This is a genomic window from Chitinophaga costaii (genome assembly GCF_900094705.1).
GTDB classification, from domain to species: Bacteria; Bacteroidota; Bacteroidia; order Chitinophagales; family Chitinophagaceae; genus Chitinophaga; species Chitinophaga costaii.
The window spans coordinates 89,972-101,735 of sequence record NZ_FMAR01000006.1; the positions used below are offsets into that span (position 1 = coordinate 89,972).

General features: G+C 44.6%; 11 protein-coding genes. 1 reads left to right on the plus strand and 10 read right to left on the minus strand.

Annotated elements, in window-relative coordinates:
• Positions 1 to 55: 55 nt before the first annotated feature.
• The 9 genes from GA0116948_RS10585 to rbfA form a co-directional block, all read right to left on the minus strand.
• Positions 56 to 952 (minus strand): helix-turn-helix domain-containing protein, encoded by an 897-nt coding sequence (locus GA0116948_RS10585; protein WP_165798344.1) that lies wholly within the window; start codon positions 950 to 952, stop codon positions 56 to 58.
• On the minus strand, positions 945 to 1,763 hold the full coding sequence (locus tag GA0116948_RS10590; protein WP_240619142.1) for a segregation and condensation protein A: 819 nt from the start codon (positions 1,761 to 1,763) through the stop codon (positions 945 to 947). The genes GA0116948_RS10585 and GA0116948_RS10590 overlap by 8 nt, the downstream gene beginning before the upstream one ends.
• 233 nt (positions 1,764 to 1,996) lie before the next feature.
• On the minus strand, positions 1,997 to 2,947 hold the full coding sequence (locus GA0116948_RS10595; RefSeq protein WP_089711918.1) for a DUF3078 domain-containing protein: 951 nt from the start codon (positions 2,945 to 2,947) through the stop codon (positions 1,997 to 1,999).
• Between the two features lie 133 nt (positions 2,948 to 3,080).
• Positions 3,081 to 3,512 (minus strand): large conductance mechanosensitive channel protein MscL, encoded by a 432-nt coding sequence (gene mscL, locus GA0116948_RS10600; protein ID WP_089711920.1) that lies wholly within the window; start codon positions 3,510 to 3,512, stop codon positions 3,081 to 3,083.
• A 70-nt stretch (positions 3,513 to 3,582) separates the two neighbouring features.
• Positions 3,583 to 4,350 carry a PPK2 family polyphosphate kinase gene (locus GA0116948_RS10605; protein ID WP_089711923.1) on the minus strand — a complete coding sequence of 256 codons (768 nt, stop codon included), beginning with the start codon at positions 4,348 to 4,350 and terminating at the stop codon, positions 3,583 to 3,585.
• A 373-nt stretch (positions 4,351 to 4,723) separates the two neighbouring features.
• Positions 4,724 to 5,287, minus strand: a complete 564-nt coding sequence (gene frr, locus GA0116948_RS10610) for a ribosome recycling factor (RefSeq protein WP_089711925.1) — start codon at positions 5,285 to 5,287, stop codon at positions 4,724 to 4,726.
• Positions 5,288 to 5,417: 130 nt separating this feature from the next.
• On the minus strand, positions 5,418 to 6,560 hold the full coding sequence (locus GA0116948_RS10615) for a glycosyltransferase family 4 protein (protein ID WP_089711927.1): 1,143 nt from the start codon (positions 6,558 to 6,560) through the stop codon (positions 5,418 to 5,420).
• 236 nt (positions 6,561 to 6,796) lie between these two features.
• The gene (locus tag GA0116948_RS10620; RefSeq protein WP_089711928.1) at positions 6,797 to 8,020 is read right to left on the minus strand and encodes an FtsX-like permease family protein; all 1,224 of its coding nucleotides are present in this window, start codon (positions 8,018 to 8,020) and stop codon (positions 6,797 to 6,799) included.
• A gap of 134 nt (positions 8,021 to 8,154) precedes the next feature.
• On the minus strand, positions 8,155 to 8,526 hold the full coding sequence (rbfA, locus tag GA0116948_RS10625; protein ID WP_089711930.1) for a 30S ribosome-binding factor RbfA: 372 nt from the start codon (positions 8,524 to 8,526) through the stop codon (positions 8,155 to 8,157).
• Positions 8,527 to 8,672: 146 nt separating this feature from the next.
• Between rbfA and GA0116948_RS10630 the strand changes: the two genes are divergently transcribed.
• Positions 8,673 to 10,502 (plus strand): ABC transporter ATP-binding protein, encoded by a 1,830-nt coding sequence (locus GA0116948_RS10630; RefSeq protein WP_089711932.1) that lies wholly within the window; start codon positions 8,673 to 8,675, stop codon positions 10,500 to 10,502.
• A gap of 368 nt (positions 10,503 to 10,870) precedes the next feature.
• Here the strand turns inward: GA0116948_RS10630 and GA0116948_RS21590 are convergent, their stop codons facing one another.
• Positions 10,871 to 11,764, minus strand: coding sequence for a TraR/DksA C4-type zinc finger protein (locus tag GA0116948_RS21590; RefSeq protein ID WP_240619143.1), 894 nt, complete (start codon positions 11,762 to 11,764; stop codon positions 10,871 to 10,873).

The following is an 11,764-nucleotide window of genomic DNA, read 5'->3' on the forward strand; positions in this document are numbered from 1 at the left end:
GACAGAAAGATAAAAGTGGTGGACTTTTTTCTCAGAAAATGTGGGAAGAGCAGCGTCAACTTCCTACTTTGCTCAGTTCTTTAAACTCCGAAGGGCGCTGATTAGTATATTTTTTAAAAAAACGACTAAAATAATGTGGATCTTCAAACCCAAGCTGGTAGGCAATCTCCTTAGCGGAGAGGTCGGTATTGAAGAGGTAGCGCTGCGCTTCCAGTATTATGCGGTTACGAATATGCTCTCCAGCCGTTATGCCCGAGAGCTGTTTGCTGATCTCATTAAGTTGCACCGGTTTTATATGCAGCAAGTCTGCATATTCCGATACATTTTTCAGGATGCGAAATTTTTCTTCTATTAGTTGTTTAAACTGAAGGAATAAACCATTGTAATGCGGAGAATAGGAGTCATTTATAGTAACGCTGGTGGCAGCTTGTAGCCGGGAGGCCAATACCAGCAAGTAGCGCAGCAGGCCATGAGTAGCCAGCTGATACTCTGGCTGCTGCTCTACAATTTCCCGCATCATGCGTTGCACTAGCCACTCAAAATCTGGTGCCATGGAGGCCTCCAGGCTAATTACACTGCTGAACTGGGCATTAAAGAAGAGACTGGAATTGATACCAGAATGTTGGTTAGCATCTTTTAAACACAGAAACCCATCCTGGAATGCCACCAGATAACCCTCCAGCTTTCCGCTGAACTGCATTTGATACACCTGGCCAGGGGCTACGAACAGCAGAGTGTTGGCCCCAACATCGTGAATAACAGCATCGATGGTGAGCCGAAGCGAGCCACTTTTTATCCAGTACATCGCATAAAAGTCATGTCGATGCGGATTGTCATGACGGGCAAAGAAGGAATCTCCCAAGCCACAAATGCTGGACACAATCATGTCCGGATGCTGCTGCGCCAGCGATGGTAGCGTTACCATGGCAATATGATGGCGCTTATCACTCATCTTCCTGTTCCTCCTCTTCATCGCCATCACTGGCCGTGAGCGGCATATCGCTTATATATTCTACGATAAAATTATTGCGGCCCTCTCCCACCATCAAGCCCAGGTGATTCATTTGTACCAGTTCCAGCATGCTGAGAAAAAGAAAAATAGCGTGTACACGGTCCCGGCAATGGTCGAAGATCTTTTCAAAAGCCATGGTTTTCTCGTAACGGGCCAGGTCCATCATGTACACACGGGAATTTTCCATCGTGTATTCATATTTGTATACCACGTGCTGGGGCTTATCTCCCCGGTCTTTCATGCGTTGCATGATCCTTTCGAAGGTCTTGCTCAGCTTAAAGAGTGTAATGGTTTGTACCTCGGTGCCTTCGCTGGTTTCCTCTCCAATATTCACTAATTCTTTGGCAATGTTGCCCCGGCGTATCATCAGCAGCCGCTCTGCCTCTTTTTCCGCCAGTTCTATAGCGGCCTGCTTGTACCTTTTATATTCGAGAATCTTATCTATCAGTTCCTGACGCGGATCTATTTCGTTGCCCTGCTCGTCTATTTCCTTACGCGGAATGAGCATCTTGGCCTTAATACGCATGAGGGTAGACACAAACAGTATAAATTCACTGGCCTGCTCAATGTTCAGTTCTTCAAGTTGATGGATATAATGCAGAAAATCCTGCGTGATGGTATTGATCGGGATGTTGTATATATCCAGTTCATCGCGTTCTATAAAGAACAACAGCAGGTCGAACGGACCCTCGAACTGGGCCAGCTTTATTTTGTAACTGTGATCCGTATGGTTGTTGATGTTCTCGCTCACAAGTAAATTTTTACCCCGGGAAAATACCCGCACAGGCTTTCAAAAATAAGGAAAATACAGGGATTTGACCAGGGGTAATATGCCCTTCTTTCCTAATTTCTTGTTCCGAGGTGATTGAAGGCTATTCGCTAGTCAAAAGGAGACCTACGCCGGCCTGAGCATACCTCCTACTACCCATCACCCATAAAAAAGCCCGCTACAGGAGCGGGCTTCCAGGTATTTTTCCAGACGGGTCAGAATGTTGTAGAAAAGCCTACCCCAATCACTTCCTTTACTTGTAGCCTTGGCCCAAGCGTACCGGTCTTTGGGTTTGCAAATACACGGGCCTTGTCGTCATAGATCATGTCTACATTCACCGAAGCAGCAATGTATTTATTGACCTTTAAGGTGAGCATGTTGGTCCAGAACATGTATACGTTCTGTGGCTTTTCCAGGTAATCGGAGAACAGGTCCAGCCGGGTCTTGAAATTTATGTCCTTGCTAATGTCCGCTATCCAGTTTACCGTAAGATAAGCACCAAACTGCGATTTTATATGCTTGCCGGGGTCTACACCATACGCTCCCTGGGCCGACAGAGAGTCATCCAGTACCACTATCCAGCGACCAGTTACCGGGGAAATAAACAGGGAAAATTTATCCGTAGGTTTATAGTCGAAACCAGGCGATAACAGCAGGTTAGCTGGCGCAAAGAATTTCGAGGTGAGTGTGGAGGAACTGTCTGTGTAGAGATAGCCACTGGAAAACTGGGTGCGCACGTTGGCCAGCAGGCTAGCGTACCAGTGTTTACCCATGTCATATCCATACTTGCTGGTGAGGTCAATGTGGTCGTCGGCTTTACGGGTGCCAAGCGTAGTGGTGTTGGTTAAGCCAAAACCCAGGTCTGCCACATTATCCCAGGCATGTTTTCCTTTTTTATAAAAGGCATATGCATTGAGCAGAGAGCTTAAGGACAGGGAAAATTTATCGCCACCTGCCGCCCAGTTGGTCAGCGATCCCTGGTTAATATTCACGTTTATCAGCATACCCTTTTTCCAGATTTTGGGTATGGTATCTTTCGGATCTTTTTTAATATTGGCGGTTGCATTATCGCGGTACTGGCTTAATTGATTGGTGGCCTGGGCGCTGGCACTTCCCACCCATAACAGTGCGGCTGCAACGGCCAGCGCTATTTTTTTTATGCTCATGTAGTGAATTTAAAACCTATAATAAATTAGCAGACCCCAACAATGCAGGCTGCCATCTGATCAGCAAGATTACGTATACAATTATTGATAACCACCGTATTAGGCAGCATCATATAAATGGATGTACAAAAAATTATTTTGCTTTGATTGCATCGCGGATCTCTATCAGCAATTGTTCTTCTGCAGTAGGTGCTGCAGGAGCCGCCGGATCTTCAGTTTTCTTACGATGAAGGGAATTGATCGCTTTTACCATCAGGAATATACTGAAAGCAATGATCAGGAACTGAAATACTGCCTGCAAAAATGCGCCGTAGCCAAATACCGCTACACCCGCAGCCTTAGCTTCAGCCAAGGTCTTGAATTCCCTGCCTTGCGGATCATTCAGCGTTATAAATAAGTTGGTAAAGTCTGTGCCTTTTGTGAACAACCCTATAATGGGCATAATTATATTTTCTACCAACGAGGTAACAATAGCACTAAATGCAGCGCCTATAATTACACCTACGGCAAGATCGATCACATTGCCCTTCATGGCAAAATCCCTGAATTCTTTAAAAAACGACATAGTAATAAGATTTATGGTTACAATAAAAGTATACAGTCGGTATGTCGTGTGTCTTCCAATGGTCTCATTATTACTGGCTCACTTTGCCGTCACTTGTTTTTAGGCGCGGGTAGTGCATATCCAGTTCTTTAAGTGCATCGCGCACCGTCTTTGCAATGTAGTATTCTTTGTACCAATTGTTGTCTGCCGGTACAATATGCCAGGGAATGTCGTTACAATGCTCTATCACATCATCATAAGCTGCCTGGTACTTATCCCAAAGTTTCGCTTCTGCCAGATCGCTTGCATTATATTTCCACATTTTCATAGGGTTTTCCGTTCTCTCAGCCAGCCTCTTCGCCTGTTCCTCCGGGGATATGTGAAGATAGAATTTTAAAATAATGGTATCATTATGTTTGGTCAATAATTGTTCAAATTGATTGATGGCCTTCATGCGCTGAAAAGCTACTTTATCATCTATCCAACTGTGTACACGCTGTATCAGTACATCTTCATAATGCGAGCGGTTAAATACCTGAAACATGCCTTTGGCCGGCGTATGTTTGTGAATACGCCATAGAAAATCATGCGCCGCCTCTTCTTCCGTGGGCGCTTTAAACGCCTGCACCGTTACTCCCTGTGGGTTTAGTTGGCCAAATACATTACGGATGGTCCCATCTTTCCCACTGGCATCCATGCCTTGCAAAACAACGAGCAGCGAATATTTTTTACCTGCGTACAGCAGGTTTTGCAGTTCGTCCAGCTCTCTCAGAATATGCTTGGTATGTGCTTTAATCTCTGCTTTATCCTCTTTTTTGGGGGCATGGGTGCTGATGTCAGCCAATTTATCTTTTGCCATGTTGATGATAAGTTGATGATGAAAAAATGGGATGTAGCTAAATGTATACCGCTTTTCGGCATTCAAGGTTACCTTTTCCCCCAGCATGGTGTTTTGCTGCTCTTATTCAGACCGCTGCCTGATCAATATAACAAAATTTTGAAAAAAAGTTTTACCAACTAGTTTAATAATTATTGGTCCGCCGCTTTCCTGGAGCTGTTCATTATCTGAAAACTTTTCTACAGCCTTTAGCTGGCCACCACCCACCTGCTACCGGGCAATAGCGTTGCGCCATGCATCCTGGGTGCAGTCCTAGCCAACCAAGAAAAGGGGTGAATCATAAAACCCGCTATAACAGCGGGTTTTATGATTTTTTTTATATTTTATGGGCTTTTTAGATCGACATAATTTCTTTTTCTTTCTGCTGGCAATGCTTGTCTACCAGCACAATGAATTTATCCGTCATAATTTGCATATTAGCTTCCCCGTCACGGGCTTCGTCTTCACTTAAGCCATCCTTTTGCAATTTCTTAATGGCTTCAATAGCGTCCCGACGGATATTGCGTACGGCAATTTTGCCCAGTTCGCCTTCCCCATTTACCCGCTTTACCAATTCCTTTCTTCTTTCTTCCGTCATAGGGGGCAAAAACAGGCGGATAATAATACCGTCGTTTTGCGGGTTCAGTCCAATGTTGGAGGCAATGATGGCCCTTTCAATGGGTTGTAACATATTCTTTTCCCAGGGCTGTATGGTGATGGTGCGGGCGTCCACAGCTGAGATGTTGGCGACCTGGCTCAGTGGAGTGGGAGAACCGTAATATTCCACTTGAATGCTGTCTACCATGCTGGGAGCAGCTTTTCCGGCCCTGATTTTTAATAGTTCTGCTTCCAGGTGAGCAACCGCCTTTTGCATGGTTTGCTGGGCATCGTCAATAATAAGGGTCAGATCGTCTTGCATAATTTAATTGCTTAAATGGATGCAAACCTACACGATTTCTTTTAATCGTCAAAGGCAGAACAGGCCTGCCACTACATAAAAATGCCGCTATGCAGTCATAGCGGCAGCAGATATTTTAGCTAAAACGCAATTATTTATCTTCTAACACACCATTGGTAGTTACATGCAATATCTTGGTACCTTTTATCTTACTCATTTCAGGTACCTGAGACAGGCTGGTAATAACAACAGAAGGCTGATCGCGGCGTTTGCGCAACATGTACAAAACACCGGTACCAAGGCTGCTTAAGAAGGTCATTGCTACCAACAAAGTACCTGTACCCAGGTTTTGGAATACAAAAGCCCCAGCAATGAACAGCACATTAACAAAAACGGCCACCATAGTGGTTTGACGATGGTTCAGGCCAAGGTCCAGCAGGTAATGATGAATGTGGTTGCGATCTGCCGAAAAAGGGGAACGACCGTTGAGCATACGCACGGCAAAAACCCGTAATGTATCGAACAGGGGAACGATCAGGATAGCCACAGCAACGGCTGGTACCGAATTTACCGGCAAACGAGCTGCCGGATTTCCGGCCACGTCAATAAATTTAACAATCAGTATTGTGTTGAGCAATCCCAGTATTAAAGAACCAGTATCACCCATAAAAATACGTGCAGGAGAGATATTAAAGATCAGGAAGGCTGCCAGACCACCGGCCATGGCAAAACCCAATACGGCATAAAATACTTCACCCACTTCTATAAAGTAGGTACCCAGTACAGCAGATACCAGTAAGCCAATACCGCCGGCTAAACCATCTACACCGTCTATCAGGTTAAAAGCATTTATCGTTACCAGAAAAGTAAAATAAGTGAGGAGCAGGCTAATATGTTCCGGCAATTCGTGCATACCCAAAAAGCCATACATGCTGTGAATTTGAATATTTCCTAAATAAATTACCGCAAAGGAAGCTATCATCTGCCCTATCAACTTTTTTACAGGAGATAAACCCACCAAATCGTCTTTTAACCCTACCAGGAACATCACAAAAAATGCAGCGGCAAAATATTGAAAGGGCGATCTATCGGCCAGTGGCGCGCAGGTAGCTGCCGCCAATATAAATCCTGCGAAAAAACCAATTCCACCCAGGGTGGGTATACGCACTTTGTGCGATTTACGCTCATCCGGCTCGTCAAAAAGATGTTTTACTTCCGCCACTTTAATCAATACCGGTATGGAAAGATAGGTGACGATAAAACTCAGAACAGTGGCAATAATTACATTCTCCATAATGGGGGGATTATACACAAGTGCATTGAATTTCCTTCTCCAATTTCAATTCAAACTTCAAAACAAGTCTCACGGATATAGCGGACAAACAAACTCAGTAAAGTACATGTATTGTTGATACACATTTTTAGTATTCGATTCCTGGCCAGTAGGTGTATTCAAAAGGCTTTGGCAAAAATAGGATAATAATTTAACTTATCATATTTTAAACAGATAACCTTTTAATATCCACCACTTTAGCTCGCTTTTAGCTCTATGGATTGCCTAGCTGCACGCCTGGCAGGATACCAACTAGCCGCCAATCCTATTCCCAAAATGGTCATTAGAATTAGCAGAAAATCCTGAAAATGCATACTTACCGGGAAGGAATCTACCAAAAAAGAAGTACCTCCCAATTTCAATATGCCATAACGCTGCTGAAGCACACATATTGTGAATCCTAATATAAAACCTATTAAGGCTCCAAAGCCTGCAATAAGTAACCCTTCCGCCAGGAATATCCGTAAAATCAATGGATCGTTGGCCCCCATAGCTTTAAGGATTGTTACATCTTTCTGTTTTTCAATGACTAACATAGATAATGATCCAATCATATTAAAGGCGGCAATCACCAACACAAAGCTTAAAATGAGATATACTACCCATTTTTCAGTCTGCATGATGGCAAATAGCGATTGATTTTGTTCGAATCTTGTCTGTACTACAAATTTGTTGCCAAGCATTAACTGTAAGGATTTTTGTACGTCACGGTCACTGGCGTGTGGCCTAATAGATATTTCCAGGGCAGACATCTGGCCAGGTTGCATAGAGAGTAACCGGCGCAGGAAATCAATATGGGTAATCACGTATTGGGTGTTAAAATCCTGCTGGATGGCAAAAGCCCCAGCCGGAAAAAGCACATCGCTATTGAGTGCCTCCTCGGGCAAGGCTGTAGCACCGGCACCTGGTCGGGGAACATATACCGTAACCGGAATATCGCTGCGGGTCATATCTATCCCCATGGCGCCTTCCAGATCGGAACCGAAAACACCTTCTGGCATCCCTTCCACCATGGTTTCATATTTCCCCCTTACTATTTTATCCTTAACGCCCGAAACATAGATATAGTTACTATCCACCCCCTTTAAAATGGCAATGGTGGGCTCATTATTATAACTGAGCACAGCTTTCTCCTCGATTACCTCGCTGAAGTGAACTACACCGGGTAGGGCCTGTATTTTACGTAAGGTGGAGGGTTCCAGGTAAATCTGTTTGCCTTGGGCCGGCATGACTTTTACACTGGGATAAAAGGAGGAGTAGAGGGATGCCACTAACTCGGAGAACCCGTTAAAAACACTGAGAATGATGAACAAGGCAGCTGTACCTACAGCTATGGCGCAAACGCTGATCCACGCAATGATGTTAATGGCATTGGTGGATTTTTTAGCCCAGAAATAGCGGGTAGCGAATTGCCAGATCATAGGGAAAGCTTAATGATAGTAAGATGAAAAAAAATATTATCAAATGCTAGCGTCCGGCGGTAAAAAAATGTTAAAGGTTATGGGCCAAAGGCCCGGGAGACAGGCCTTGCGTCATTTACTTTAAACCATCGGCGCTATTTTAGGGGGGTGTTTGGGTTATCGTTAATCTTTTTAAACAATTCTTCCATCTTAAACACATAATCCAAAGTGTCGTCAAGAAAGAATGATAACTCTGGAATACGGCGTAGCTGCTTAGACATGCGGTTGCCCAGGTCCTTACGGATCTCACCTGCGCGCTCTTTAATACGGTTTATCATTTCCGCAGTGTCTTTAATTTGGAACATGCTCAGGTACACCCGTGCTTCCAGCAGATCGGGTGTCATACGCACGGTGGCGATGGAGATCATACCACCATCTGTCATGTTAAAACCCATGCGTTGGAAGATGTCGCTCAGCTCCTGCTGCACTTGTTGTCCTACTTGTTTTTGCCGTTTACTTTCCTGCATATACCGGGTATTAAATGATCGCTTTAAAATGAAATGCGCCGTCCGGCGCGGAATCCGCCATGCTGTAGCCGGCACCTCCTCCCCGCGAAAGTAACATTAATTATGCTAATTTTGCTGGCCGTCAAGAGCGGACTAAAGTAAATGGAATGAAGACTTTTAAACGATTACTCAATTTTGCCACCCCACTCCGGCACTATGTGCCAGAACTTATGACTTATACGTTCTTCGGCATCATTTTCGGCATTGTGAACTTCACAATGCTCATTCCTATGCTACAAGTAATCTTTGGTCAGCAGAAAATGAATGTTGTAAATACCCTCCCTCATTTCACCTTGAGTGTAGAATATTTTAAAACCGCCTTCAATTATTATTTCTACCAGTTTTATACACCTGCCACACCGCTGCGCGGGCTTGCTTTTGTATGTTCCATCATCGTTTTATCTACCATATTAGCCAATTTTTTCCGCTATATGAGCGCCCGCGTACTGGTACGCATGCGCATGAATGTGCTGGAACGCATGCGTAATAGACTATACGATAATCTCACTCACCAGTCGCTTGATTTTTTTCATAACCGGCAAAAGGGAGAAATCCTTTCCGTGATGACAAACGATGTGCAGGAAATCGAAGCCTCGGTGATCAGTTCTATACAGGTGTTCCTGCGCGATCCCTTTATTATCATCGCCTACTTCGGTGTATTGTTTTATATGTCGTGGACGCTTACCCTTTTTACCATCGTATTTTTCCCAATCTCCGGTTTCCTGATTTCTTACATTTCCAAAAGACTAAAACAGAAAGGTTATTTTAGCCAGGAAATGCTAGGCAAGATCCTGAACGTTTCTGAAGAAACGATCAGTGGCATACGCATCATACAATCTTTCAGCAGCGAGGGCTTCATGCAAAGAAAGTTTGCCGCCATTAACCGTAAATTTTCTGCCGTAAGCAAGTCTATGTTTAACCAGCGCGAAATGGCCTCCCCCATCTCAGAAATGATGGGTGTGATCGTGATCGTGATCCTGGTAATGTATGGTGGCCAACTGGTGCTGAGCCGGGACAACGCAGGGCTTACAGGTCCCAGTTTTATCGTATACCTGGTGTTTTATTCCCAGATACTGAACCCGGCCAAAAACATTTCTTCCGCACTCACTACCCTGCAACGTGGCATTGTGGCTGGCGAACGCATTTTTAAACTGCTGGATGAGCCACCACATATTACCGAACGGCCCAATGCCATACCGGTATCGCATTTTAACAACCGCCTGGTTTATGAGAATGTTACTTTTAAATATGAACAACAAAATGTATTACACCGTGTAAACCTGGCCATAGACAAGGGACACGTAATAGCCCTGGTGGGTAAAAGCGGTGCCGGTAAAAGCACTATGGCAGATTTGCTGCCCCGTTTTTATGATGTGAATGAAGGCCGCATTACGCTGGATGGACAGGACATCCGCGACTTTAAACTCAATGATTTGCGTAACTTAATGGGCATGGTTTCTCAGGAAGCCATTCTTTTTAATGATACGGTATTTAACAACATTGCTTTTGGCCAAACCGACGCCAAACTGGAAGACGTAATCCAGGCGGCAAAGATTGCCAATGCCCATGAATTTATTGAGCAATTGGAACATGGATACGACACCAGCATTGGCGATCGGGGTATGAAACTAAGCGGGGGGCAGCGTCAGCGCCTCACCATTGCCCGTGCAGTATTTAAAAACCCGCCCATTATGATTCTGGACGAAGCCACATCGGCGCTTGATACAGAATCAGAAAAACTTGTACAGGAAGCACTGGACAAGCTGATGCAAAACCGCACTACTATCGTTATTGCCCACCGCCTCAGTACCATTCAATATGCCCACGAAATTATTGTGATGGATAAGGGTGAGATCGTGGAACGGGGTCGCCATGACGATTTGATGGCGCTAAACGGTATTTATAGAAGGCTGGTGGAAATGCAGGAATTTAAGTAAATTCAAAGAGTACAGTGTATGTTTTTTGCTTGGGGCACAGCACTGTTTAGGGCAGTGCTTTACTATAATTTCCGTACCCTAACGGTAATGGAAGTATGTCTTCAGCCGTTTACTATCACGGCATAATTTTTGCAAATCTTTAAATTATTGTTTGATTAAATTTCGCACTACCTCCCTATTCCCCAAAATTGCTTTACCTAAATTATTGATGATAGTATATTGCCCGGCAAGGGCATTTTAAGGATATGTCCTAATTGAATATACAATAGCAGAGGCTACACGCTCGATCGTGTAGCCTCTTTTTGTTTGGAATAGGTAAAAAAAAACCGGGCTTATCGCCCGGTTTTACTATTTATCGTATTGGATATTTATTTGCTTTTGGCCAATTTGGCTTCTATGCTCAGCGTAGCATGTGGTACGGCGCGAAGACGGTTTTTGTCTATAAGTTTACCAGTTACGCGGCACACACCATATGTTTTATTTTCGATACGCATCATGGCTTTTTCCAGATGGTCTGCATACTGGATCTGGCGGCTGGCCATTTGGTTCAGCTGTTCCCGTTCCTGAGAGCCACCTCCATCTTCCATGCTCATATACTTGTTTTCGGTATCATCAGTACCCGCTTCATCTTTGCGGGTAATGAGGCCTTGCAGGTACACAAGTTCTTTACGCGCTGCTTCCAGTTTTTTCTGGATCAGTTCTTTAAATTCCTGTAGCTCTGCGTCACTATAACGGTACACAGGACCTACAGGTGTTTCGGGCTGGTCAAGGATGGATTTGGTAAATTCAGGCTGGTAGGCCACGGCAGAAGCAGAAGCAGATTTGGTAGTTTTTTTCTCCGCTGCTTTCTTCACCGGCTCTTTTGCAGGAGCCTTTACCTCTTTCTCAACTTTTTCCTGGCTGTCTTTAACAACTTTATTTTTTACGGGCATTGCTACTTCTTTTTCTGAATACTGAGTAATGTCCGGTTCCACACTTTTTACAGGAGCTTCTGTTGGTTTATCCAACTGTTTGGCAACGGTGGCCACTTTAGTCGCTGTAGGAGTGGGGGCTACCGGTTGTTTTTCTTCTTTTTTAGCCGGCGCCGGAGGGGCCGGTACTTTTTTTACCGCAGCTTTAGGAGCAGGCACCGCTTTCACGGGCGCAGCTACTTTGGGGGCCACAGCTCCTTTTTTGGGAGCGGCTGCTGGTTTGGCCAACGGTTTACTTACTGGTTTAGCGGCCGTTTTAGGAGCAGTTTTGGGAGCTACCTTAGCAGGCAC